Source organism: Achromobacter sp. 1011791174 (assembly GCF_059760925.1).
Genome location: NZ_JCBANH010000008.1, coordinates 82,344 through 107,846, shown reverse-complemented (window position 1 = coordinate 107,846; position 25,503 = coordinate 82,344). Strand labels below are relative to the sequence as shown.

19 protein-coding genes and 1 tRNA gene are annotated in these 25,503 nt (G+C 66.8%); 15 read left to right on the top strand and 5 right to left on the bottom strand.

The annotated features are described in order from the left end of the window. The first annotated feature begins 66 nt into the window (after window positions 1-66). On the top strand, window positions 67-1,218 hold the full coding sequence (gene ribD, locus AC6LJ5_RS05090) for a bifunctional diaminohydroxyphosphoribosylaminopyrimidine deaminase/5-amino-6-(5-phosphoribosylamino)uracil reductase RibD (protein ID WP_498139958.1): 1,152 nt from the start codon (window positions 67-69) through the stop codon (window positions 1,216-1,218). 78 nt (window positions 1,219-1,296) lie between these two features. Here the strand turns inward: ribD and AC6LJ5_RS05085 are convergent, their stop codons facing one another. Beyond that, complete coding sequence (locus tag AC6LJ5_RS05085; protein ID WP_498139957.1) at window positions 1,297-3,795, bottom strand: hypothetical protein; 2,499 nt, start codon at window positions 3,793-3,795, stop codon at window positions 1,297-1,299. Further along, window positions 3,782-5,023: a DUF3142 domain-containing protein gene (locus tag AC6LJ5_RS05080; protein ID WP_498139956.1), complete on the bottom strand. Its 1,242-nt coding sequence runs from the start codon at window positions 5,021-5,023 to the stop codon at window positions 3,782-3,784. The genes AC6LJ5_RS05085 and AC6LJ5_RS05080 overlap by 14 nt, the downstream gene beginning before the upstream one ends. A gap of 813 nt (window positions 5,024-5,836) precedes the next feature. Between AC6LJ5_RS05080 and AC6LJ5_RS05075 the strand changes: the two genes are divergently transcribed. The 8 genes from AC6LJ5_RS05075 to AC6LJ5_RS05040 all read left to right on the top strand — a co-directional run bounded on the left by AC6LJ5_RS05075 (window position 5,837) and on the right by AC6LJ5_RS05040 (window position 15,169). Further along, window positions 5,837-7,753, top strand: coding sequence for a PrkA family serine protein kinase (locus AC6LJ5_RS05075; protein WP_498139960.1), 1,917 nt, complete (start codon window positions 5,837-5,839; stop codon window positions 7,751-7,753). A 12-nt stretch (window positions 7,754-7,765) separates the two neighbouring features. Next, window positions 7,766-9,028: a YeaH/YhbH family protein gene (locus AC6LJ5_RS05070; RefSeq protein WP_103272389.1), complete on the top strand. Its 1,263-nt coding sequence runs from the start codon at window positions 7,766-7,768 to the stop codon at window positions 9,026-9,028. Beyond that, window positions 9,025-10,581 (top strand): SpoVR family protein, encoded by a 1,557-nt coding sequence (locus tag AC6LJ5_RS05065; RefSeq protein WP_103272390.1) that lies wholly within the window; start codon window positions 9,025-9,027, stop codon window positions 10,579-10,581. The genes AC6LJ5_RS05070 and AC6LJ5_RS05065 overlap by 4 nt, the downstream gene beginning before the upstream one ends. A 127-nt stretch (window positions 10,582-10,708) precedes the next feature. Next, window positions 10,709-10,799 (top strand) — tRNA-Ser (locus tag AC6LJ5_RS05060). Between the two features lie 529 nt (window positions 10,800-11,328). Next, window positions 11,329-11,538, top strand: coding sequence for an Rz1 family lipoprotein (locus AC6LJ5_RS05055; RefSeq protein ID WP_498139955.1), 210 nt, complete (start codon window positions 11,329-11,331; stop codon window positions 11,536-11,538). Window positions 11,539-11,628: 90 nt separating this feature from the next. Continuing rightward, the gene (locus AC6LJ5_RS05050) at window positions 11,629-13,035 is read left to right on the top strand and encodes a hypothetical protein (RefSeq protein ID WP_498139954.1); all 1,407 of its coding nucleotides are present in this window, start codon (window positions 11,629-11,631) and stop codon (window positions 13,033-13,035) included. Between the two features lie 279 nt (window positions 13,036-13,314). After that, window positions 13,315-13,740 carry a DUF3574 domain-containing protein gene (locus AC6LJ5_RS05045; RefSeq protein ID WP_498139953.1) on the top strand — a complete coding sequence of 142 codons (426 nt, stop codon included), beginning with the start codon at window positions 13,315-13,317 and terminating at the stop codon, window positions 13,738-13,740. 112 nt (window positions 13,741-13,852) lie between these two features. Next, on the top strand, window positions 13,853-15,169 hold the full coding sequence (locus tag AC6LJ5_RS05040; protein ID WP_498139952.1) for a ParB/Srx family N-terminal domain-containing protein: 1,317 nt from the start codon (window positions 13,853-13,855) through the stop codon (window positions 15,167-15,169). A 21-nt stretch (window positions 15,170-15,190) separates the two neighbouring features. Here AC6LJ5_RS05040 and AC6LJ5_RS05035 read toward each other — a convergent pair whose 3' ends face one another. Further along, window positions 15,191-15,421 (bottom strand): hypothetical protein, encoded by a 231-nt coding sequence (locus AC6LJ5_RS05035; RefSeq protein ID WP_498139951.1) that lies wholly within the window; start codon window positions 15,419-15,421, stop codon window positions 15,191-15,193. Window positions 15,422-15,649: 228 nt separating this feature from the next. Between AC6LJ5_RS05035 and AC6LJ5_RS05030 the strand changes: the two genes are divergently transcribed. The 3 genes from AC6LJ5_RS05030 (at window position 15,650) to AC6LJ5_RS05020 (ending at window position 18,595) form a co-directional block, all read left to right on the top strand. Then, window positions 15,650-16,591, top strand: coding sequence for an NUDIX hydrolase (locus AC6LJ5_RS05030; RefSeq protein WP_498139950.1), 942 nt, complete (start codon window positions 15,650-15,652; stop codon window positions 16,589-16,591). A 74-nt stretch (window positions 16,592-16,665) separates the two neighbouring features. Then, entirely contained in the window at window positions 16,666-17,550 is an 885-nt protein-coding gene (gene nadC, locus AC6LJ5_RS05025; protein ID WP_498139949.1) for a carboxylating nicotinate-nucleotide diphosphorylase, read from the top strand. A 58-nt stretch (window positions 17,551-17,608) separates the two neighbouring features. After that, complete coding sequence (locus AC6LJ5_RS05020; RefSeq protein ID WP_498139948.1) at window positions 17,609-18,595, top strand: tripartite tricarboxylate transporter substrate binding protein; 987 nt, start codon at window positions 17,609-17,611, stop codon at window positions 18,593-18,595. Window positions 18,596-18,611: 16 nt separating this feature from the next. Here the strand turns inward: AC6LJ5_RS05020 and AC6LJ5_RS05015 are convergent, their stop codons facing one another. Together AC6LJ5_RS05015 and AC6LJ5_RS05010 are read right to left on the bottom strand one after the other, a co-directional pair. After that, window positions 18,612-20,501, bottom strand: a complete 1,890-nt coding sequence (locus AC6LJ5_RS05015) for a TRAP transporter large permease (RefSeq protein WP_498139947.1) — start codon at window positions 20,499-20,501, stop codon at window positions 18,612-18,614. Beyond that, the gene (locus AC6LJ5_RS05010) at window positions 20,498-21,511 is read right to left on the bottom strand and encodes a TRAP transporter substrate-binding protein (RefSeq protein WP_498139946.1); all 1,014 of its coding nucleotides are present in this window, start codon (window positions 21,509-21,511) and stop codon (window positions 20,498-20,500) included. Before AC6LJ5_RS05010 ends, AC6LJ5_RS05015 begins: the two co-directional genes overlap by 4 nt. A gap of 252 nt (window positions 21,512-21,763) precedes the next feature. Between AC6LJ5_RS05010 and AC6LJ5_RS05005 the strand changes: the two genes are divergently transcribed. Genes AC6LJ5_RS05005 through AC6LJ5_RS04995 form a run of 3 tightly spaced genes read left to right on the top strand, consistent with a single transcriptional unit; the run spans window position 21,764 to window position 25,442 of the window. Beyond that, window positions 21,764-22,591 (top strand): IclR family transcriptional regulator, encoded by an 828-nt coding sequence (locus AC6LJ5_RS05005; RefSeq protein WP_233772698.1) that lies wholly within the window; start codon window positions 21,764-21,766, stop codon window positions 22,589-22,591. A 44-nt stretch (window positions 22,592-22,635) separates the two neighbouring features. Then, a complete protein-coding gene (locus tag AC6LJ5_RS05000) occupies window positions 22,636-23,808 on the top strand; it encodes an acetyl-CoA acetyltransferase (RefSeq protein WP_498139945.1) in 1,173 nt (390 codons plus the stop codon). Then, entirely contained in the window at window positions 23,805-25,442 is a 1,638-nt protein-coding gene (locus AC6LJ5_RS04995) for an acyl-CoA synthetase (RefSeq protein WP_392409377.1), read from the top strand. The genes AC6LJ5_RS05000 and AC6LJ5_RS04995 overlap by 4 nt, the downstream gene beginning before the upstream one ends. The last annotated feature ends 61 nt before the right edge of the window (window positions 25,443-25,503 follow it).

Genomic DNA, 25,503 nt, shown 5'->3' with positions numbered 1-25,503 from the left:
GGAGCGGCGGGTTGGGACGGGCGCGGGTCTCCCAGGGGGCGGCCGCGCGGACATACAATCCTGCGCATGACGACTGCCACCGATTACGACGATCTACATTGGATGCGACGCGCGCTGGACCTGGCGCGGACCGTCATGTACACGACCGCGCCCAATCCCCGGGTCGGCTGCGTCATCGTGCGCGACGGACGCGTGCTGGGCGAAGGCGCGACCCAGCCGCCGGGCGGCCCGCACGCCGAGGTATGCGCCTTGCGCGATGCCCAGGCCCGTGGCGAGACGGTGGCGGGCGCCACCCTCTATGTCACGCTGGAGCCGTGCAGCCATCACGGCCGCACCCCGCCCTGCGTGGACGCCGTGCTGGCCGCCGCGCCGGCGCGCGTGGTGGTGGCGATCGGCGACCCCAATCCCCTGGTCAACGGCCAGGGCCTGGCGCGGCTGCGCGCCGCCGGCATCGCCGTCACCACCGGCGTTTGCCAAGAGGAAGCGCTGGCGCTCAATGCGGGCTTCATCTCCCGCATGAGTCGCGGGCTGCCCTGGGTCTGGATGAAGATGGCGGCTTCGCTGGATGGCCGCAGCGCGTTGCATAACGGCATGTCGCAATGGATCACCGGCCCGCAGGCGCGCGAGGACGGCCATCGCTGGCGCGCGCGCAGCTGCGTCGTGCTGACGGGCATGGGCACGGTGCTGAAGGACGATCCGCAGCTCAACGTCCGGGGTATCGAGACGCCGCGCCAGCCACGCAAGGCGGTGGTCGATGGCGGATTCGCCATTCCCGAAACGGCGCGGCTGTTCGATGGCGCGGAAGTCATCGTCTTCACCGCCCGCGAGGATGCGGCCAAGGCGCGCCGCCTGGAACAGCGCAACGCGCGCATCGTTTGCCTGCCGGGCGAGACGGCCGGCAAGGTGGACCTGCCCGCCATGATGCGTTGGCTGGCCCGGGAGCAATTCAATGAAGTCCACGTCGAGGCCGGCGCGGGCCTGAGCGGCGCGCTGGTATCGGCGGGCTGCGTGGATGAGCTGCTGCTGTACCTGGCGCCGGTGCTGCTGGGCGACGCGGCCGGCATGGTGCGCCTGCCGCTGCTGGAACACCTGGATGGCGCCCGGCGCTACGCCTTCATCGACACGGCTGCGATCGGACCCGACCTGCGCCTGCGCGCGCGGGTCGAGGCCAGCTGGCAGCAGCTGTTGCAGCGGGTGGCCTTGCCCGATCTGAGCTGAGCGCATAGGCAAGGCCGGCCCTGAAGGACGACCCGGACAGGGTGTTGCGGCCGGCCCGGAGCTGACCGCCAGCGCGGATCAGCCCTGCGAGCGCGCGCCGCGACGCGAACGCCAGACCCACAGCGCAACACCCGCAGCGGCGGCCGCCAGCGCCAGCAGGCCGGCGGCCAGCAGGCGGCCCGGATGGTCGTGGCGCAGCCGTTCCCAGGCCTTCCAGGCCTGGACATAGTGGAACCGGGCCGCGCCCTTGAAGTCGGGTTCCGCGCATTCCTGGCCGAAGCTGCCGCTGAATGGCACGACGGCGCCGGTTTCCACATAGCGCCGGTACATTTTCGCCGCGACGTCCGGCGCGTCGTTGATGACGAAGCGCGTGCCCTGGCACAGCACCGCCGCGTAAGCCTGCGAGCGCGCCGGCAGTTCGTCGGCCGCCTTCATCATGTGGCTGGCGGCGATCTGCCGGTAGTGGAAGCGGGCATAGGGCCGCGCTTCGCTGGCGGCGTAGCGCTCGCGCTCCTGCTGCGTGACATAGGGACCGGGCAGGGCGGCCTCGGCGCGTTGCGCGGGCGTGGCGGGAATCGCGTTGCCATGCTCTTGCGTCCACAGGAAGTAGTTGCGGCCCGCGCCATAGGTATAGCTGCCGTCATAGACCGCGTAGTCGGGATCTTCTTCGTAGCCCATGATCTCCATGCCATGGCGACGGGCCATCAGCCCGGCCTGGTGCCAGGCCTGCGCCCGTCCGGTGCGGCCCCAGCCATTGCCGGCTTCGCGCAGGGCCGCCGCATAGGCGGCAGCCTGGCTGCGTGATTCGTCGTTCTCCAGCTTCGCCACGCCTGCCGCGTCATAGCGCATGCGGGCAAAGCGCGGATCGGCCTCGGCGGGGAAATAGGGCACCGCCTGGTCGATCATGCCCTCGCGCACCATGCGCCGCGCCAGCAGCAGGCGCAGGCGGTCAGCGGTCGGGACGGGATGCTGCCGGGCCCAGCCGTAGTAGTCGTCGCCGTCCTTCAGGTCGAACACCTTGGGTCGGGCGGGGGCGGGCGTGGCGGGCGCCTGCGCGTCCACGTACTGTTTGAGTTCGTCCAGCGTCAGCACGCGTTCGGCGACATAGGCGGCGTCGTTCCAGTAGGGCGTCATCGGCCAGCCCTCTTCTTCGGCGGGCCGCGCCGCGTCCAGCGGGCCGCCCGCCCGCAGCAACTGGTCCAGCGCTTCGACATATTGGCCGCGCGACAGGGTCAGCACGCCCTGTTCGGCCCGCAGGCGTCCCGCGCTGTCGGCGTCGAGGCTGCCATCGGCGCGCGGGAACGCGGCGGCGGCGCGGGCATAGGCCTGCGCGGCCTGGACCGAGTCGCCCTGGCGCAGCGCCAGCTTGGCGCGCACCCACCAGGCCAGCGCCGTGTCCAGCCGGCTGGCCAGCGATTGCGCCAGGTCGTAGCGGCCGATGCGATAGGCCAGGGCGGCGACGCGGTCGGCGTTGGCCACCTGCCGTACGTCCAGCGCCTGCAGGGCCGATACCAGGGACTTGAGCGTGGGATTGGGCTCGACATTGGGCGCGCCGCGCGCCGAATCGGCCAGGCCGGGCTGGCCGGTGGCGTCGAAATTGGCGTAGGCATCGAAAGCGCTGTCGGGCTGGCCATCGACGATGTCGCCGAGCCGGGCCAGCGCATAGGACACCAACAACCCTTGCGAGACGGGATCGTCGATCAAGGCGCGGGCGCGTTCGGGCTTGCCCAGCGCCCAGCTGGCCAGCAGGCGCAGCGACGCATGGCCGCTGGACGAGCCGCGCGCCGCCTGTTCGGCGTACAGGCGGATGGCCTGCTTGAGCGCGGCCGCGGGAACCGCGTCCATGCAGGGGGTGTCGTTCAGGAGATCAATATAGCTGCACTCGCCTTGCGCGCCGGTCAGCAGCAGGCGCGCCTGCTGGCCGTAGCTGGCGACGGCCAGGCCCAGCGGATCCGGCGCACCGGCGCGGGCCAGTTCGCGGGCGTGTTCGTAGGCCTTGGCGGTTTGTGCCCGCGCGGCGGCATCGTCGTGGACGGCGTTGGAGATGTCCCCGATATCAGCCAGCATGTACGACGCCCACACGCTGCGTGCGACAGACTGCGCGGCCGGCAGCGCCAGGATGGCCTGGAAGCGTCGCTGCGCCCGCGCCAGCCGCTGTTCGCCGAGCTCGCCCGGTTCGCGCTGTGCCAGCAGGTAGTCCACCGCGCCGGCGGCATACAGGCGCGCGGCTTCCGGGACGCCAGCGCCGGCGGCGTAGGCCGCGTCGCCGTCTGCCTGCGCGCGCATCTTGCGGATGGCGTTGCGCTGAGTCGTGTCCAGTTCTGGATCGTCGTCTTCCGGTATGTATGCCTGCGGCGGCTGATAGTACGGATCGGTATCGCGGGCCCGCAGCGCGTCGGTGGCTGGCGTCAGCCGCGCCGCCTCGTAGCGGAACGAGTTGGACGGCGTGGCGTGCAGCGTGCCGCCGCGGTCGTCCAGCAGTTGCGCGGGGAAGTCGGGGCCGCAGGCAATGACCACGCCGGCGCCGATGAGGCCGGCAAACAGGAGCGCCTTTGCGAGTTTCTTAGGGTTGGACATGGAGGTTGGTCGGTTCGTGTTCACAGCGTATCCAGCCGATGTTGCGTTGGGCGCCGGCGTGCAGCAGGCCTTCCTGCGCGCGACGCAGGTAGATGCCTAGTCCGTCGCGTTCCAGCGTGTAGCCGTTGATGCCGTCGGCGGCGGCGCAGGCGCCGTCCAGCCGCACGGCGAAGGGGAGCGCGGCGTCGGCATCGCCGGCGTTCGCGAGTATGAGGTCGCGCGCGCCGCCGGCGGCGGCCTGCGCGCTGACGGACAGCGCCGGACGCAGCGGCTGGCGCGCCAGCACGGCGCGCCACGTCGGCAGGCTCCAGGCGCGCGCGTCGACACGGGTCGGCAGCCGGAACCAGACGATGCCGGCCAGGCCGGGCGGGCGCCGGTCTTCGATGCGGGAGACAAAGGCCGCCATGTCGGCGGGCGTCACGAGCAGCTCCGCCGAGCGTCCGCCAGGCATGAGCGCGGGTTGCTCGCTTTCGACCGCTGCGATCCTGCCCTCGTCGTCCCAGGCGACGCGACTGCCGTAGGCGGGCAGGGCCACGCGCCAGGGCTTGCGGGTCTGCGCCGCGTAGGCGTCCAGCCAGGCCTGCGCGCGCTTGGCATCGAACAGTCCGCGCGTCGGACTGAGCACGGCATGGACCTGCAGCACGCTTTCGTCGGGGATGGCGAGCAGGGCGGCGAGCGCGGGACTGTCCAGCCAGGTCGGCAGGGCGGTGATGGACAGGGGGATGGACGGATCCAGGCGCGCCCGCAGGCCGGCAAGGAAGCGCGTGTACGCCGGCAGCTTGGAGGTGGCGCAGTCGTAGTCGATTTCCACGCCCGCCAGCGCGATGCCGGCCCGTTGCCACGAATCGCGCAAGGCCGCGATGCGCGCATGGATCTCGGCGTCGCGCAAACCGTCCACGCGGCCGTCGAAGCGCAGCACCATGATGGCGGGCCGGCCGGCGGCGGCCAGGGCCGGCAGGGCGGGCGTCGCGTCGGACCACTTGCCGTCCGGGGCCACGTCGGCGGCCAGCACGCGCCAGGCCCGCACCAGATCGGCGCTGTCAGTCATCGCGGCAGTCACGGCCGGCGTCCAGCGGCGTTGCCAGACATAGGCATCGTTGTCCAAGGCCGGATCGGTCTTGCCGCAAGCCGCCACGAGGACGCTGCACAGGACGACGGCAACGCAGCCATGCGCCGCGTGGGCGGCAGGCAGGTACCGGCGAACCACGTTTCGCAGGCGGGATGGCATGGGCGGCTGATGCTGCTTCGGAGATGGGCGCGATTGCGCAAAGCCGTGATTCTAGCGCCGCAGGCAATCCTTGCGCGCGGCATGGGTATTAGCACTCCGCCGGGCCGGCTGCCAGATGTCCGCGAATCATTCAGCATCCCCGCGCCTCGCATTTCTGACGCGTTCTTGAAGTGTTCTTGGCGTGCTTTTCACAGACGGCGTTTGATATTTTTTGCAAGGTCGCGGCAAATGAATTGCCACAAAACGGTCAATTGGGCTTAGCATAGGTGCATGACTTGGCGCCACGCCCGCGGTTCGTACCGTTCTCAGCCACGCGCCCTCGTCACACCTAGGATTCGCGTGCTGTCTGATTGGCGCTTTTTCACGCCGCATCGGCACGCCGCTGAACGAAGCCGCAGCGCGACGTTCAGGCCGCTCGCCGCGATCGCATGGCGGGCCTTGCGGGACCGACATCTCCCGCACATAAGAATCCATGGGATATCGCTCATCCCTTCAAATCATTGCCGACCATTTCGTATGCGGCCGCGTTTTGCGCGCGTACTACGGCGATATGCTGAAGCCGATCGAGTGAACTTATTCACCGAAGTTGCATTCCCTGACGGAACTAGTGTCCAAAGGGTGCAGCCTAATTGGAAAGGACCCCGATACGCCTCATGGCCGATGTGTGGCGAAAGCAACATACGGCTACGCTGAAAATGCTTATCGCGAGTTTGTATTGCAATACGGAAGTATTGCGATGGCACTGAGGCACAATGGGGACAAGTCGGGTCGTAATGGCTTTTTCGCGTGTTGTAGGAGGTTTCCGTGCAAAACATCGTCGAAGGCTTCAAGTCGCAGTATGCAAGAGAGCAGGAGTCAGAGCTCTCCCTCGAGGAATATCTGAACCTGGCCAAGAGCGATCCCATGGCATACGCCAGTCCCGCCGAGCGCATGCTCGCGGCGATCGGCGAGCCCGAGGTCGTGGATACGCGCAACGACCCGCGCCTTTCCCGCTTGTTTTCCAACCGGACCATCCGGCGCTATCCAGCGTTCCAGGAGTTCTACGGCATGGAGGACGTGATCGGGCAGATCGTCGCGTTCTTCAAGCATGCCGCGCAGGGACTGGAAGAGCGCAAGCAGATCCTCTATCTGCTCGGCCCCGTGGGCGGCGGCAAGTCGTCCATCGCCGAGCGGCTCAAGGTGCTGATGGAGCGCTTCCCCATCTACGCGCTGAAGGGCTCGCCCGTCAACGAGTCGCCGCTGGGCCTGTTCCATCCGGAACGCTTCGGCGAGACGCTGGAAAAGGAATACGGCATTCCGCGCCGCTACCTCACCGGCATCATGTCGCCGTGGGCCGTCAAGCGCCTGAAGGAATTCGACGGCGACATCTCGCAGTTCCGCGTCGTGCGCCTCAATCCCTCGGTGTTGCGCCAGGTGGCCATCGCCAAGACCGAGCCGGGCGACGAGAACAACCAGGACATCTCGTCCCTGGTCGGCAAGGTGGACATCCGCAAGCTCGATCGCCATTCGCAGGACGATCCCGACGCCTACAGCTACTCGGGCGGGCTGTGCCTGGCCAACCAGGGGTTGCTTGAGTTCGTGGAAATGTTCAAGGCGCCGATCAAGATGCTGCATCCGCTCTTGACGGCCACGCAGGAAGGCAACTTCAAGGGCACCGAGGGCTTCTCGGCCATCCCGTTCAACGGCTGCATCCTGGCGCACTCGAACGAATCGGAATGGCAGACCTTCCGCAACAACAAGCACAACGAGGCCTTCCTCGACCGTATCTACATCGTCAAGGTCCCGTACTGCCTGCAGGTGTCGGAAGAGGTTCGCATCTACGAGAAGCTGCTGCATCACAGCTCGCTGTCGACGGCGCCCTGCGCGCCGGGAACGCTGGACATGATGGCGCAGTTCTCGGTGCTGACGCGGCTGAAGGAACCGGAAAATTCCAGCATCTATTCGAAGCTGCGCGTCTATGACGGCGAAAGCCTGAAGGACGTGGATCCGAAGGCCAAGGCCTTGCAGGAGTACAAGGACTACGCCGGCACGGATGAAGGCATGACCGGCGTGTCCACGCGCTTCGCCTACAAGATCCTGTCCAGCGTCTTCAACTACGACCAGACCGAGGTCGCCGCGAACCCGGTGCACCTGATGTATGTGCTCGAGCAGCGCATCGGCCGCGAGGACTATCCCGACGAGGTCCGCCGGCGCTATCTCGAATTCATCAAGGGCTACCTGGCGCCGCGCTACGCCGAGTTCATCGGCAAGGAGATTCAGACCGCCTACCTGGAGTCCTACTCCGAGTACGGCCAGAACATCTTCGACCGCTACGTGACCTTCGCCGACTGCTGGATCCAGGACGAGGAATTCCGCGACCCGGAAACCGGCGAGAGCTTCGATCGCAGCGCCTTGAACGATGAGCTGGAAAAGATCGAGAAACCGGCCGGCATCGCCAACCCGAAGGATTTCCGCAACGAGATCGTCAACTTCGTGCTGCGCGCCCGCGCCAACAACAACGGCCGCAATCCGACCTGGACCAGCTATGAAAAGCTGCGCGAAGTGATCGAGAAGAAGATGTTCTCGAACACGGAAGACCTGCTGCCGGTGATCTCGTTCAACGCCAAGGCATCGGCCGAGGACAAGTCCAAGCATCAGAGTTTCGTCGACCGGATGGTCGAGAAGGGATACACGGAGAAGCAGGTCCGACTGCTGTGCGAGTGGTACCTCCGTGTGAGGAAGTCTTCCTGAGCGAGGTGAATCATGAATTCACTGATCGATCGCCGTCTTAACGGGCGCAACAAGAGCGCCGTCAACCGGGAACGTTTTCTCCGGCGCTACAAGGATCAGATCCGCAAGGCGGTGCATGGCATGATCCGCGACCGCTCGATCCAGGACATGGATCAGGGCGGCGAGGTCAACCTGCCCGCGCGCGACATCTCCGAGCCTACCTTCCATCACGGGCAGGGCGGCGACCGCGAGATGGTGCATCCCGGCAACCGCGAGTTCGCCAAGGGAGACACCTTCGACCGGCCGCAGGGAGGCGGGCAGGGGCAGGGAGGATCCGAGCCCGGCGAGGGCGAGGCGGTCGATCAGTTCACCTTCAGCCTGTCGCGCGCTGAATTCCTGAACCTGTTCTTCGAAGACCTGGAACTTCCCAACCTGGCGCGCAACCAATTGGGCGAGGTCAGCCAGCGCAAGTGGCAGCGCGCGGGCTACACGACCTCGGGCTCGCCCAGCATGCTGAGCATCAGCCGCACGCTCAAGTCATCGCTGGCGCGCCGCGTGGCGCTGAGCGTCAAGGCGCGCGCGGACCTGGAAGACGCCGAGGAACGCCTGGCCAAGGCCCTGGCCGCTGGCGCGGGCGCCGACGAGATCCGCGCGCTGGAGCAGGACGTGGAGGACTGCCGCGAGCGCCTTGCGCGCGTGCCCTTCCTGGACGACCTGGACCTGCGCTACCGCAACCGGGTATCGGTCTCGATTCCGATGGCGCGCGCCGTCATGTTCTGCCTGATGGACGTGTCCGGCTCGATGGACGAAGGCAAGAAGGATCTGGCCAAGCGCTTCTTCACGCTGCTGTACCTGTTCCTGTCGCGCAAGTACGAGCACGTCGATCTGGTGTTCATCCGCCATACCGACAACGCCGAGGAAGTAGACGAACGCACCTTCTTCTACGACCCGAAGAGCGGCGGCACCATCGTGCTGTCGGCGCTGGAGCTGATGCGCGAGATCCTGGAAAAGCGCTACCCGCCCAGCGCTTGGAACGTCTACGCGGCCCAGGCCAGCGACGGCGATTCATTCGGCGCCGACGCGGGCAAGAGCGCGCGCTTCCTGGCCGAGCACCTGCTGCCGGCCACGCGCTACTTCGCCTATATCGAGGTGCCAGACTCGCAGGAGGCGCGTAAGAGCAGCCTGTGGGCCGAGTACGAACAGAAGCTGGAGCCGCATTTCGTGATGCGGCGGATCTGCGATCGCGGGGAGATCTACCCCGTGTTCCATGACCTGTTCAAGAAGGAAACGGTATGAATGCCATCGCGGGTGCACTCGTGGAGCCGGATGCGGCCGGAGGCTCTCGGCCGATCTCGCAGGGCTCCGAATGGACGTTCGAGTTGCTGCAGTCCTATGACGACGCGATCGCGCAGGTCGCGCGCGAGTACGGGCTGGACACCTACCCGAACCAGATCGAGGTCATCACCTCGGAGCAGATGCTTGATGCCTATGCCTCGGCGGGCCTGCCTATCGGTTATTCGCACTGGTCCTACGGCAAGGAATTCATCCGCAACGAGCAGTTCTACCGGCGCGGCATGCAGGGACTGGCCTATGAGATCGTGATCAATTCCAATCCCTGCATCTCGTATCTCATGGAAGAAAACTCCATGACGATGCAGGCGCTGGTGATCGCGCACGCCTGCTACGGCCACAACTCCTTCTTCAAGGGCAACTATCTGTTCCGCCAGTGGACCGACGCCGACGGCGTGCTGGACTACCTGGTGTTCGCGCGCAAGTACGTCATGTCCTGCGAGGACCGCTACGGCATCGACGCGGTCGAGGCCGTGCTGGATTCCTGCCATGCGCTGTCGCACCACGGGGTCGACCGCTACAAGCGGCCCACGCCGATCTCGTACAAGGAAGAGGCGGCGCGCCAGGCCGAGCGGCAGGAGCATGCGCGGTTGCAGTACAACGACCTGTGGCGCACGCTGCCGCGCCTGGAAGAGGACAAGGACACGCACAGCCAGTCCTCGACCTTCCCGCCCGAGCCTGAAGAGAACCTGCTGTACTTCATCGAAAAGTACTCGCCCAAGCTCGCGCCCTGGCAGAAGGAGCTGGTGCGGATCGTGCGCAAGATCGCGCAGTACTTCTATCCGCAGACCCAGACCAAGGTCATGAACGAGGGCTGGGCCACGTTCTGGCACTACACCATCCTGAACCGCCTGCACGAGAAGGGGCTGGTCAACGACGGCTTCATGATGGAGTTCCTGCAGAGCCATACCAACGTGGTCAGCCAGCGCGGCTTCGACGAGCGCGGCTACGGCGGCATCAATCCGTATGCGCTGGGATTCGCGATGATGTCGGACATCCGCCGCATCTGCGAGGCGCCCACGCCGGAAGACCGCCGCTGGTTCCCCGACATCGCCGGCGGCGACTGGCTGAAGACGCTGGACTTCGCCATGCGCAACTTCAAGGATGAGTCCTTCATCTCGCAGTACCTGTCGCCCAAGCTGATCCGCGAGTTCCGCTTCTTCGCCATCTCGGATCACCAGGCCAATCCCAAGCTGGAAGTGGCCGCGATCCATGACGACGAGGGCTATCGCGACATCCGCCGCCTGCTGGCCGCGCAGCACAACCGCGACAACCTGGTGCCCGATGTGCAGGTGGTGCGCTTCAACCGCGACACCGACCGCTCGCTGGTGCTGCGCCACCTGAAGAGCCGGGGCCGTCCCCTGGCCGGCGACGACGCCGAGCAGGTGATGAAGCACCTGGCCCGGCTGTGGGGCTTCAAGGTCCGGCTCGAAGAGACCGAGCCGGACGGCACGGTCAGCGCCTACCGCGAGCAGGAGGCGCCGCAAGCGGCGGCCTGAACCGGCTGGCCGGACGGGGGGGGCGCCTTTGGCGTCCCCTTTTTCTTTCCCGACGTGCGGCTTTCCCGGCAATCTGCTAGAATCGCGGATTCGCATTTTCAGCAATGCGGCGTCCCTAGGACGATCAGGACAGGTGGCCGAGTGGTTGAAGGCGCACGCCTGGAAAGCGTGTATACGTCAAAAGCGTATCGGGGGTTCGAATCCCCCTCTGTCCGCCAAGATTTCTCAATTAAATCAATGCTTGGGCTGGTTGGCTGTCATTTTTTGGGGTGTTTTGGTGCCCTTTAGGCACCGGAATGACAACAGAATGGCCGCATCATTCGGTGCGCTTCGCCCTTTCCTGTGGTGGCGCTTTTCCCCCGAACTTATGCTCCACCCGCTCGCCGGCTGACGGATCAGCTGCAGGCATCCATTTGCCGTAAATCCTGGCGATCATTGTCCAGTCTCGGTGCCCCATCTGTTTCGCCACCCACATCGGACTTTCTCCTGACGAAAGTAACATGCTGGCGTAGGTATCCGTGTTTGATAGGGCCGCCGGTATCTGACCTTGGCAAGTTTCAGGATGCGGATCCACTCATCCCGGAGTTGTTGATCTCCGGTCCATCGCTTACGCAGACGCGGGTGTACAAATTGGCATCGCCAGATGCCTGGGTGTGCGGCTCTTGGGCTTTGAGCGCGCCGAGCGCCCGGGACAGCAGCTTGACCTCGCGTCGGCTCGCCCGCGCCGAGTGGGCAGCATACGGAGGGATGCGCAATGCGCAAATACAGGACGATGGCCTGCGGGCTGATGTTGATTTGAGCCTGGGCGCCAGCGGCTGCACGTCGGTGCCGCCTGCCCCGCCTCTGGCCGTGGAGCGTCCAAAGTCGGTGCCGGCGTGGATCATGGAACCGGCGCCGAACTTGATCCCGCTGCTCGATCGGATTGTTTCGCCCTCAGGTAAGGAATCCGGCGGGTGACGGCACAGCTGGAAGCCTGCCAAGCGCGTATGAGGTGAACTGTAGCGGTTAGAATTTGTCTCGATTTCAACCTGTCAGAGACATATCCCCGTGAATAAGATTCGTAGAGGATTGATTTTGGGTGCAGGCTATGCCGGTATTATCGGTGCCGCTCCGTTTATTCCCGCAAGAGCGTCAACGCTGCGAATTAAGCCGCCTGGATTTGACTATATTCCTGGAGATATCCTGGACTGCGATAGGCCGGGGTTTGCACTGCACAATATCGATCTGCTACGCGTTTTTATGGCGCGTCATCGTGCCGTACTTCCGCAGCGCGAGATCTTCATAGACCCGGTCTCGGGCAGAGATGACAATCCCGGAACGCGCGATAAGCCACTCAAGTCGCTGAAAAATGCAGAGCCGGAAAGAGGGGGAACCCTTTGGCTTAGAGCTGGGACATATACGGAGCATTTCAAACTCAGTTTCGGCGGTGGTGCAAAGCCGCTTCTGGTTCGCGCAGTCGATGGCCCGGGAACAGTCGTGTGGCGTTCGCCTGGCACTCAGCCGTCTGAAATGTCTTGGCGAAAATCGGGAGATGGATATAGCTCTACTCCTACCGGCCTTCAGCGGGCGATGCACATTATCTACCGCGCTGGGGACGAAGAAGTGCAGTTGCGGTGGTGTAAGACGATCGATCAACTGTCACAGGCGCAATCGGGGTGGACACAAGATCATGCAACCAAGCGTCTGTCCTTGCGCCACGCCGGACGTGATTTCACGCAACCGTCAGAAATCGACCGACTGGAAATCATGTATGAGCGCGACGTCGACAACTATGTGAGTCGTGCCGTACTGTTCTTGGAAAACATCACGTTCCGGGGGAATACGCAGGTCCAATTCATAGACTCTGAAGTCTACGGCCGTGGTTGCAGGTTCGAATATCTTGGCTATCACAACGTCCACGTTGCTGGTTCCACGGCGTTCTGGCAGAGATGCTCGTCCGAATACAGCCTGGGCGGGGATGGGTTCAACTACTACGACGGCAAGGAAACGAAGGCGCCATCCTACGCGCTGGAGATCGACTGCGTAGGACGGCGAAACGGCGTGCCGGAATATCGAGATTTTGACGGCAGCCGTAACAAGCAGGGTAGCAGTGGCCACCAGCGCAGTGTTATTTGCCGGATCAATGGCGTCTATGGCGGCAACTACGGACAGAGCATTGCAGACACAGGCGTGGAAAGCCGCACATGGATGGTTGGATCGCTGCTTGGGGATCCATATTCGGCCCCCGCCGATGTGGAACCAACATCGCATTGCGGCTTGTGGCTTGAGAATTCTGCATGGCTGGATACCGTCTCGGCCGGAGGCCCAGAATCTGCATACGGCCTATGGCTGGAGCGCGGCTACACTTCGATGAACGACTGCGTGTTTCAGGGCAAGCTGGCCAACGTGGGCGGCGGTGGCAAGCTGTCCTACTTTGACCCAACGTTCACGAGACTTGCAGGGGAGCAGCGGTAGAGGCCAGTATAGGGGTACGGTCAGCGCGTGGCCCAAGCCCTTGAACTCATGCGAGTTCAGGGGCTCTTTGCTTGCGGCGCGCCTTGAAGTCCCGCATGAAAAATCCAGCGCCTGGGCGCAGGATCGACTCGCGCCAGACCCATGCAAGCCCTATATTGGCGGGCAAGTCTGACCGTCAGGCTTGACCATCAACCTGACACCGACGCATCGGCGCTGCGGCCGGTTACTAGCCAACTACTAGCCAACAGTTCCGCTTCCTCAGAACCCGGAGCCATCCTCATGCCCTTCACGCCCAAGCTCGCGCGCCTTGCCCTGTCGCTATGCGCCGCCGCCCTGATGGCCGGCTGCGTGACCAACTCCGCATCCCGCGCCTGCGCGCCCAACGAGACGAACATGGTCAACGACCAGATATTCCTGGGCACCGACACCCCGTCCGGCCCGGTGTCGCCGCAGGAATGGACGTCCTTCCTGGCCGAGTCCGTGACGCCGCGCTTTCCGCAGGGGCTGACGGTCTGGCAGGCGTCCGGCCAGTGGCGCGGCAACGACGGCGCGATCGTGCGCGAGCCGTCCTATGTGCTGAACCTGGTGCATCCGGGCGATGTTGCCAGCGAGGCGGCGGTGCGCGACATTCGGACGGAGTATCAGACGCGCTTCCGGCAGGAGGCGACGTTGCGGGTGCGGCAGGCGGCCTGCGTGTCGTTCTGAGTTCCGGCGGTCCGTGTGGTGACAGGCCCGTGACGGCCTTGGCGGATGTCACGTCCGCGCAGCATGCGGCTGTCATCATCGCGGATCTCGTTCGATCTTCCTGTTGATACTCATGACCCCTACGCTGACTCGCCGGCCTTCCCTGTTTCCATTTCCGGGCGCGCGCCTGATCGCCGTGGCGCTGCTGCCGCTGGCGCTGGCCGCCTGCAATGGCGGCAGCGACGACGACGAACCGGCGGCGCAGCCCGCGCCGGTGCCCGAGACGCCGGCGCCGCCCAAGCCGGAAACGCCGGCAAAGAACCAGGCGTACCTGAAAGCGAAGCCGGGCGATGTGATCAAGGTCCGTATCGAAGAGCTGAATCCCACGCAGGCCGCCATCGGCTACGACCAGATCTACTACAAGCTGGGCCGCTGGCAAGGCGATTTCGCCCGTCCCACCTGGGCCGGCGATACCGCCAACCAGATCGACTACCTGAACCGCACCGTCGGCAAGAAGTTCGACGACTATTGCGAGGACACGGGCGCGGGCAAGCGCGCGCAGCCCTTCGCCAGCATTGCCCAGGCGCAGGCGGCGCGGCTGGACAAGCCGGAGACCTTCAGCTGCCTGAACGCGCCGGGCGCGGACGCCACCGCGCTGAAGACCGTGGTGGTGGGCTGGGACGGCAAGCTGTATCTCACCGACGGTCATCACAGCTTCTCGGCGCTGCGCGAGATCTTCGACGGCGGGCCCAAGCTGCCGGTGTGGGTCAAGGTCGACGCCAACTATAGCGACATGGCCGACGCCAAGGCGTTCTGGCAACGCCTGGTCGATGAGCGCAAGGCCTGGCTGCGCGATGGCGACAATCAGCCGGTCACGGTGGACCAGCTGCCCAAGCGGCTGGGCCTGGCCAGCGCGGGCGAGGCCGGCGGCATGCAGGAAGACCGCTATCGTTCGCTGGTCTATTTCACGCGCGACATCGCCTATGCCAACGGCGGTCTGCCCGAGTTCGCCGAGTTTCTGTGGGGCGACTGGCTGCGCCGGCAGGTGGCGGCGGGCCAATTGCCCGCGTTGAGCGCCTACAAGATGATTCCGCCCGCCACGCTGGCAAGCATCCTGGCCGTCAGCAAGCTGGACAAGAATTTGCTGCCCACCGATGCGAGTGACAGCTACTCGGCCGCGGTGCGCGACGCCGCCGGCAAGATGGCGGCGCTGGCCGATGGCGACGTGGTGTTCCAGGACCGGACCGCCGCTCAGCTGGGTCGCATCGCCTGGGTGCAGAACGCCGCCAGCGGCACGCCGACCAAGAACGCGCGCGACGCGCTGGAAGAGCTGCCGCGCAACGACATCAAGGCCGTGGGCTCGCCGCCGCGCAACGGCGGCAAGCTCTGGTACGCGGCCAACTATCGCAACTGCGGCAAGCCGGCGGCCGGCACCTGCTGGGGCTGGTAAGGCCGGCGCTGGTCGCGGCGCTCAAGGGCCGCTGTGTTCGTAGTTGATGTCGAGCACGTCTTCTTCGGCCGAGATGATGCCGGGCTCGCCCGGCGCCTCGATGGCGCGGCCGCGCCGCGGCATGCCCGCGACCATGCGGCTGTTGCTCGCCAGCGGCAGGACGGTGGTGCCTGTGCGCGGGTCGACGCGGGGCGGGGGGTCGACGTCGCGGCGGGCGTCGCTGGCGTTCGGATCTGTCGTGGGCTTGAGCATGATGCGCGCTCCTGCAAACGGGCGCCGCCATGGCGGGCGGCGCGCATGGACATGAGGTTCATCTTAGGCCCGGAATGGGCGCGTGCGGCGCCTTGCGTTGTCACGGTTGCAAGCAGCCATTGCCGGGCGCGGGGCTTATAATTCGGGTCGGATCGCGCGGCCGCGATCCGCGTCTTTCCGGCCCCGGCCGGCGCCTTGATTTCCCATTCTCCTTCGCCCGATACCGCCTTGACCGAATCCGTCGCGCGTTCCGTCCATGCTGAGCTAGTCGCCGTGCTGGTCGCCGTCACCAACGGCGAGCCCAGAGTGCTGACCACGGAAGACGCGCGCGCCTTGCCGGCCGGGCCGTTCGAGCTGTCGCACCGTTCGCTGCAGGCGGGGCTGCGGGCCTGGGTCGAGGCGCAGACGCATCATCCGCTAGGCTATGTCGAGCAGCTCTACACCTTCGCCGATGGCGACCGCTCCGACGAGTCGGGCGCGCGGGTCATGTCGGTGAGCTATCTGGGCCTGACGCGCGAGGCCGGCGAGACCGGCGTCGCGCAGGTTGGCTGGCAGGACTGGTATCGCTATTTTCCCTGGGAAGACCGGCGCGCCGGCGTGCCCGCGCTGCTGGACGAGGCCATCGCGCCGCGGCTGGCTGCCTGGTGCGAGGCGGGCGCGGATCAGGCCTCGCGCGCGCGCCGCCGCCAGCGCGCGGACATCACGTTCGGCTTGAGCGGCGCGGCCTGGAACGAGGACATGGTGCTGCAGCGCTACGAGCTGCTGTTCGAGGCGGGCCTGGTGCCCGAGGCCGAGCGGCGCGGGGCTGTCGGGGGCGAGGCTTTGCCCGGCGAGCCCATGCGCCATGACCATCGTCGCATCCTGGCCACCGGCATCGCGCGGTTGCGCGCCAAGATCAAGTACCGGCCCGTCGTATTCGAGCTGATGCCGGCCCAGTTCACCCTGCTGCAATTGCAGCAGGCCGTGGAGGCGCTGGCGGGGCGAGGGCTGCACAAGCAGAATTTCCGGCGGCTGATCGAGCAGCAGGATCTGGTCGAGGAGACCGGCGACATGGCCTCGGGCACCGCCGGCAGGCCGGCCAAGCTGTTCCGGTTTCGCCGCGACGTGCTACTGGAACGAGCCATCGCGGGCAGCAAGCTGCCGCTGTCCAGAGGGCCGCGCGAGGCTTGACAAAGATTATGCTCATGCCTAGCATAAGTGGCACGCGATCAGGCGTGCCTTTTTTTGACTCAAAAATACTCATTATGAGCATAAATACTGAAGCCCTCGCAGCGACCGACCGCCTGCCCGTTCCGCCGCTGCCGGACGTAATGCTGGAGCCTGTGGTGCGCGCCGCGCTGCTCGAGGACCTGGGTCGCGCGGGAGACTTGACGACGGATGCCATCGTGCCCGCCGACGCCCAGGCGGAAACGCGCCTGGTGGCGCGCCAGGAGGGCGTGCTGGCCGGGCTGGACCTGGCGCGGCTGGCGTTCCGCGCGCTGGATCCCGCGATCCGCTTCAGCGTGTCGCGCGCGGATGGCAGCCTGCTGGAACCCGGCGCGGAGATCGCGCGCATCCAGGGCGGCGCCCGCGCCATGCTGACGGCCGAGCGCGTGGCGCTGAACTTCCTGTGCCACCTGAGCGGCGTCGCCACCGCCACCGCATCGATCGCGCGGGCCGTGGCGCCTTATGGCGCGCGCGTGACCTGCACGCGCAAGACCATGCCGGGCCTGCGCGCCTTGCAGAAATACGCCGTGCGCGTGGGCGGCGGCAGCAATCATCGCTTCGGCCTGGACGACGCGGTGCTGATCAAGGACAACCACATCGCCTTCGCGGGCGGCATCGCCAATGCGGTGGCGCGGGCGCGGGCGGGCGTCGGTCACATGGTCAGGATCGAGCTGGAGGTCGACACGCTGGAGCAGCTGGAGACCGCGCTGGCGCTGGGCGTGGACGTGGTCCTGCTGGACAACATGAGCCTGGATGATCTGCGCCGCGCCGTGGCGATGGCGCGCGGCCGGGCGGTCACGGAGGCCTCGGGCCGCATCACGCCCGAGACGGCCGCCGAGATCGCGGCGACCGGGGTGGACCAGATCGCCGTGGGCTGGCTGACGCACAGCGCCAAGGTGCTGGACATCGGCCTGGACGCTTGAGCACGCAGCCGCCATTTACCTTTTTGCTTACCGGCCCGACATATCGCAGGCCCGCATCATGATCCGCCTTCTCCGCCGCCTTTCCGTCCTGTCCGCGCTGGCTCTGACCGCCTGCGGCAATTCGCCGTCTGGCGAACCGATGACCGATGCCTCCTACCCCACGCACCCCATCACCATCGTGGTGACGTTTCCGCCGGGCGGCGGCACCGACCTGCTGGCCCGCCGTATCGGCGCCAGCCTGCAGGAGCAACTGGGCCAGCCCGTGGTCGTGGAAAACCGGCCCGGCGCCAGCGGCAATATCGGCGCGCGCGCCGTGGCCGAGGCGCCGCCCGACGGCTACACGCTGCTGATGGTGAACAGTTCCTTCGCCATCAATCCCGGCGTCTATCGCAACCTGGGTTTTGATCCCAGGCGCGATTTCGCCGCCGTCATCAACGTGGCCTTCGTGCCGTCGGTGTTCGTGACGCCGGCCGCGAGCGCGCTGCGCAACCTGGACGATGCGCTGGAGGCGGCGCAGCCGGGCAAGCCGCTGCCGTTCGCGTCCTGCGGCAACGGCACGCCGCAGCATCTGGCCGGCGAGATGCTGGCGCGCGCGACCGGCGCGGCCTTGCAGCAGGTGCCGTACAAGGGTTGTGGCCCGGCCTTGACCGATGTGACGGCGGGGCAGGTGCCGCTGGGCATCGTCACCGCGTCCAGCGCCGCGCCGTTGATCGCGGCGGGCAAGCTGCGGGCGCTGGCGGTGACCTCGCCCAAGCGTTCGCCGCTGTTGCCGCAAGTCGCCACGGTGGCCGAGCAGGGCGTGAAGGACTATGCGCTGGACCAGTGGCACGGCTTGCTGGCGCCCGCCGCCACGCCGCCGGCCGTGATCGACCGCATCAATGTCGCGGTGGCGCGCATCATGCAGCGCCCGGACGTGCAGGTGGCTTTGCGCGAACAGGGGTTCACGCCCGCCACCAGCACGCCGGCCGCCTTCCAGGCCATGATCCGCGCCGACATCGACCGCTACGCGGCGCTGACCGAGGCGATCGGCCTGCGCGCCGATTGACGCGCGGCCGCGGGCTTCACTTGAGGAAGCCCGTCGATATCCAAGGCACGGTCGCGACGATCACGATGCCGACGGCGATCGAGGCCAGATAGCCCATGATCGGCCGCACGCCTTGCTCCGGCGCCACGCGGCCGATCGCGCAGGCCGCGTAGTAGCCCACGCCGAAGGGCGGCGCGAACAGGCCGATGCCCATGGACAGGATCACCACCATCGCATAGTGCACTTCGTGGATGCCCATCTGGTGGGCGATCGGAAAGAGCAGGGGGCCGAACAGCACGATGGCCGGGATGCCTTCCAGCACGCTGCCCAGGATGATGAAGGCGACGATGGATACCGCCATGAACGTCGTGGCGCCGCCGGGCAGGCCGGCCATGAGGGTCGCCAGCTGCGTCGAAAAGCCGGATTGCGTCAGGGCCCAGGCCATGGCGGTGGCCGTGCCGATGATCAGCAGGATGGCGCCCGACAGGCAGGCCGTGTCCACCAGCATGGGCATGAGCCGCTTCGCGTCGAAGCAGCGGTAGATCAGCAGTCCGACCAGCGTTGCGTAGACGATGCCGATGGTGGAGACCTCGGTGGCCGTGGCGATGCCCTCGACCACGGCGGCCCGGATCACGAAAGGCAGGGCCAGCGCGGGCAGGGCCACCACCAGCGCGCGGCCGATCTCGCGGCCCGTGGCCTTGCGCGTGGCGAAGGGCGCGACATGGCGATGGCGCCACCACACCACCAGGCACAGCATCACGCCCAGCACCAGGCCGGGCAGCAACCCGCCGATGAAGAGCGCCGTGATCGACACGCCAGTGACCGAGCCGATGGTGATCAGGACCAGGCTGGGCGGCACGGTCTCGGTCTGCGCGCCGGTGGCCGACAGCAGCGCCACCAGATCGCCGTCGCTGGCGCCGCGCTTGCGCATTTCCGGGAACAGCACCGGCGCCACCGCGGCCATGTCGGCGGCCTTGGCGCCGGAGATGCCGGACACCACGTACATGGCGCCGATCAACACATAGGACAGGCCGCCGCGCACGTGTCCGAGCAGGCTGGCCAGGAACGCGACCATGCGCTGCGCCATGCCGGCCATTTCGATGAGCACGCCCAGGAACACGAACAGCGGCACGGCCAGCAGGATCAGGTGCGACATGCCTTCGTCCATGCGCCCCACCACCACCATCATGGGCAGGTCGGTGGTCAGCGACAGGTAGCCGAACGTCGCCAGGCCGAAGGCGAAGGCGATGGGCACGCCGGCGAATACGGACCCGGCGACGATGCCGACGAAGAAGATCAGCAGGTTGGCATTGCCCAGTCCGGCCAGCGCGGGCTGCAGCGCAAGCATCAGGGCGACCACGCCGCCCACCAGCAGCAGCGCGAGGCCCGTGGTGCGCCACTGGCCATGCTCGACCAGCCGCAGCAGCGCGATCAGCGTCATCAGCGCCGTGCCCACCGGCAGCGCGGCGGCGCGCCACACGTTGGGGATCTCCAGCGCGGCGGTGGTGACATAGCGTTCCTCGGACGCGTACTCGAAGCCCGGCCCTTGCAGCATCAGCAGAAAGGCCAGCGCCGCGGCCACCGCCACCATGTCCAGCATGGCTCGCGTCGCGGGCGAGGCGCGGTTGACCAGCGCGGCCATGCGCATGTGTTCGCCGCGCCGGAACGCGATGACCGAGCCCAGCATGGCCAGCCAGAGGAACAGGATGGATGCGAGTTCGTCGGACCACACCAGCGGCGTGTGCAGGACGTAGCGGGCGACGATGCCGGAGAACAGGATGATGATCTCGGCGACCACCAGCAGGGCCGCCGGGATTTCGACCAGGTGGCCCAGCGCGCTGTCCAGCGCGACGGCCCAGGGCTGCCGGGCGCCGGCCGGCGGGCTATGGCCCGGCAGGTCCGCGGCGTGCGCCGCCGCTGCCTTCATGACAGCCTCCCGGCGGCCTGTTCGAGCAGGGCCCAGGCCTTGTCGCCGTACTTTTCCTTCCAGGATGCGTAGAAGCCGGCCTTGCGCAGCGCCTCGCGGATCGGTTCGGGCTGGGGCGTGTTGAAGGCCAGGCCCTGCTCCGCCAGCTTGGCCTGCAGCTGGTTGTTCAGCGCCAGCACGTCGGCGCGCTCGGCCATGCCGGCGGCGTTGATGTGCTTGGCCACGACTTCGCGGATGTCGGCCGGCAGCTTTTCCCAAGCACGTCGATTGCCCAGGAACCAGAAGCCGTCCCACATGTGGTTGGTCATGGAGCAGTACTTCTGCACCTCATACAGCTTGGCGGTCTGGATGATGGCCAGCGGGTTTTCCTGCGCGTCGACCACGCGGGTCTGCAGCGCGGAATAGGTTTCGTTGAAGTTGATGCTGGCGGGCGACGAACCCAGCGCCTTGAACATCGAGGTCCACAGCGGACTGACAGGCACGCGGATCTTCAGGTCGCGGAAATCGTCCGGACCCGCGATGGCGCGGTTGCTGGTCGTGACCTGGCGAAATCCGTTGTCCCAGATGCGGTCCATCACGAACAGGCCCTTGCCGTTGATCTCGCGGCGCACGTGCGCGCCCAGTTCCCCGTCCATGGCCTTCCAGACGGCGTCGTAGTCGGGAAAGGCGAAGCCCACGCCGCTGATGGAGGCGGCGGGAACCAGGGTGGACAGGATCAGTCCGGACAGGGTGAAGAACTCGACGGCCCCCGCGCGCAGCTGGCTGAGGGTGTCCGTGTCGGAGCCCAGCTGGCTGCTGGGGAACACGGCCAGTTCGAAGCGTCCGCCCGTGTCGCGCGCGATATTCTGCGCGGCTTCGTTGGCGCGCAGGTTCATGGGGTGCGACGGAGGCAGGTTGTTGGCGTACTTGTAGCGGAACTCCGGGGCCGCCAGCGCTTTCTGGAACGGCGCCAGCGCCAGCAGCGCGCCGCCTCCCGCGGCGCGCATCAGGTTGCGTCGAGTGGTATTCATGCTGTCTCCTTGGTTATGAGAGCCGGTCCGCTGTCGAGAGCGGACCGGGTAAGGCGCCGTTTCCGGCTTCTTGCTTTATCTTTGCATGAGGTCCAAAATATGGACCCAGGTACAACTCTTAAATTCATTAAATCATATTGATTCTGCTGCGTAAACCAATAGAATGGGCGTGTGATGAAAAAGAAGTCAGTTAATAAGGGTCCACAAAATGGACCAAAAAATAATATCGAAGAACAAATCCACGGAGACGATGTGGCGGAAGTGTCGACCCAGGTGGGCGGAGCGCAGGCCATCGCGCGCGCCATGCAGGTGCTGCGCGGCGTGTCGCGAGCCCGTGGCGACGGCGCCGGCTTGCTGGCCCTGACGCGCGATACCGGCCTGAGCAAGCCCACCGTGCATCGCATCCTGGCCGCGCTCGCCGCCGAAGGAATGGTCGAGCAGGAACCCGTCAGCCGGCGCTACTTCCTGGGACCGGAATGCCATGTGCTGGGCAATGTCGCCAGCGAGCGTTTCGGCATCAACCGCCTGGCGGCGCCGGTGGTGGCGCGGCTGGCGCATGAATGCGGTGATTCCGCCTTCTTTTCCATCCGGCGCGACGTGTTCGCCGTCTGCGTGCTGCGCGAGGACGGCGACTATCCGCTCAAGACCCACGTGCTGCTGCCGGGCGACCGCCATCCGCTGGGCGTGGGCGCGGGCAGCCTGGCGATCCTGGCCGCGCTGCCGGACGACGAAGTCGACGCCTGCCTGCAGGCCAACGCGGCGCTGATCGCGCGGCGCTATCCGCACTATTCGGTGCCGCTGATCCGCGCGCTGGTCGACGAGTCTCGCGAACGCGGCTACTCGGTGAACCAGGGGCTGGTGGTGCCCGGCTCCTGGGGCCTCGGCGTGCCGCTGCGCGACGAGCAGGGGCAGGTGCTGGGCGCGCTCAGCATCGCCGCCGTGGAGTCGCGCATGGACGAGGAAAGACAGTTCCAGTTGGCCAAGCTGTTGTCGCGCGAGGCCCAACGCCTGCTGGCGCAGGCCAGTCCCGGGGGGAGGGAGGCGCGCGCGCGCCCGCCTGTCCCCAAGCCCAAGCCCTGATTCCGCCGCCGGCGGGGACGGGGCTGCATCCTGAGGAGACAGCAATGAGCAAGCGCGCCGTGATTGCGGGATGGTCGCACATCCCCTTCGGCAAACTCGACGATCCGGACACCGAGAGCCTGATGGCCCGGGTGTCCGGCGCGGCCCTGGATCATGCCGGCTTCGCCGCCGAGGAAGTCGACGGCATCTACGTCGGCGTCATGAACAGCGGCTTCCAGAAACAGGACTTCCAGGGCGCGCTGGTGGCGCTGGCGCATCCCGCCCTGGCGCACGTGCCGGCGACGCGGCTGGAGAACGCCTGCGCCACCGGATCCGCGGCCCTGTACACGGCCATGGATTTCATCGAATCGGGCCGTGGGCGCGTCGCCCTGGTGGTCGGCGCCGAGAAGATGAGCGCGCGCCCGACGTCCGAGGTGGGCGATATCCTGCTCAACGCCAGCTACCGCAAGGAAGAGGCCGGCATCGAAGGCGGCTTCGCGGGCGTGTTCGGCCGCATCGCCGCTGCCTATTTCGAGCGCTATGGCGATCAGGGCGAGGCCCTGGCCCGCATCGCGGCGAAGAACCACCGCAACGGCGTGGACAACCCCTATGCGCAGATCCGCAAGGACCTGGGCTTTGAATTCTGCAACGCCGTGAGCGAGCGCAATCCCTACGTGGCCGCGCCGCTGCGCCGCACGGACTGCTCGCTGATTTCCGATGGCGCGGCCGCGCTGGTGCTGGCCGATGCGGATCTGCTGCCGGACTTGCGGCGCGCCATCGCGTTCCGCGCGCGGCAGCACGTCAACGACATCCTGCCGCTCAGCCGCCGCGACCCCATCGCATTCGAGGGTGCGGCGCGCGCCTGGCGCGCCGCGCTGGATCAGGCCGGGCTGGTGCTGGACGACCTGAGCCTGGTGGAAACGCACGACTGCTTCACTATCGCCGAACTGATCGAGTACGAGGCCATGGGCCTGACCCCGCGCGGGCAAGGCCACAAGGCGCTGCGCGAAGGCTGGGTGCAGAAGGATGGGCGTCTGCCGGTGAACCCGTCCGGCGGCCTCAAGGCCAAGGGGCATCCTGTGGGCGCCACGGGCGTGTCCATGCATGTGATGGCCTGCATGCAGCTGGCGGGCGAGGCCGCGGGCATGCAGATTCCCGGCGCGGCGCTGGCGGGCGTGTTCAACATGGGCGGCGCGGCCGTGGCCAACTACGTCAGCATCCTGGAGCGCGACAAATGAGCGGACCTGCTGCACATATGCCGGAAGGCGGCGTCGCGCCGGTATCGCGCCGGGTGATGAACCTGGCCCATTTCCTGGTGCAGGCGGCGCGCCGGCATCCTGAGCGGCACGCGCTGATCTGCGGCGAGGCGACGCTCAGCTGGCGCGAGCTGGATGGCCGCAGCGCGGCGCTGGCCCGGGCGTTGGCCGCCCATGGCGTGGGCAAGGGCGACCGCGTGCTGGTGCATTCGCGCAACAGCTTTGAATTCGTCGAAACGCTCTTCGCCACGCTGCGCCTGGGCGCCGTCTGGGTGCCGACGAACTTCCGCATCGCGCCGGACGAGGCGGCCTATCTGGCGCAGGCATCTGGCGCCAAGGTGTTCCTGTGCCAGGGCGACTATGCCGACCACGCCGAGGCCGTGGCGCGGGCCATGCCGCAGCTGGCGCTGCTGGCAAGGCTGGGGCCGGAAGGCTTCGCCGCGCCCGAGGTCGCGGACCTGATCGAGGCGCAGCGGGGCGCCGCGCCGGCCTGCGTCGATGTGGAGCATGACGATCCCTGCTGGTTCTTCTTCACGTCCGGCACCACCGGGCGGCCGAAAGCGGCGGTGCTGACGCATGGGCAGATGGCCTTCGTGATCACCAATCATCTGTGCGATCTCATGCCGGGCACGACCGAGCAGGACGTCAGCCTGGCCGTGGCGCCGCTGTCGCACGGCGCCGGCATCCATCTGCTGACCCAGGTGGCGCGCGCCGCCTGCACCGTGCTGCCGGCGTCCACGCGCTTCGACGCCGAGGAGATCTGGCAGCTGGTGGAGCGCCATCGGGTGAGCAACATGTTCACCGTGCCCACCATCGTCAAGATGCTGGTCGAACATCCGGCCGTCGACGCCTGGGATCACTCCAGCCTGCGCTACGTGATCTATGCCGGCGCGCCCATGTACCGCGAAGACCAGAAGCGCGCGCTGGAAAAGCTGGGGCCGGTGCTGGTGCAGTACTTCGGCCTGGGCGAGGTCACTGGCAACATCACCGTGCTGCCGCCGGCCCTGCATGAGGCGGCGGACGCGCCCGGCGCGCGCCTGGGCACTTGCGGCATCGAGCGCACCGGCATGCAGGTCAGCATCCAGGACGACAGCGGCCGGCAGCTGGACCCCGGCCAGCCGGGCGAGATCTGCGTATGCGGTCCGGCGGTGTTCGCGGGCTACTACGCCAATCCGCAGGCCAACGAAAAGGCCTTCCGTGACGGCTGGTTCCGCACCGGGGACCTGGGCTATATGGATGCGGAGGGCTTCGTCTATATCACCGGCCGGCAATCCGATATGTACATCTCGGGCGGCTCGAACATCTATCCGCGCGAGGTCGAGGAAAAGGTGCTGACACACCCTGCCGTGGCTGAAAGCGCGGTGCTGGGCGTACCCGATCCGACGTGGGGCGAGGCCGGCGTCATGGTCTGCGTGTTGCGAGCTGGGCATGACCTGAGCGAGGACGAATTGCTGGCCTGGATGGCGCCGCGCATGGCGCGCTACAAGCTGCCGCGCCACATCTTCTTCTGGGACGAGTTGCCGCGCTCGGGCTACGGCAAGGTCACGAAGAAGCTGGTGCGCGATGCGCTGTACGAGCGCGGCTGCCTGGACCGCGCGCCGGAGCTGGCGCGCTGATGCGTGGAAATACAGACAAGGATGTACAGATAAAAAAAGCCCTAGCGGGCAAGGAGACGCA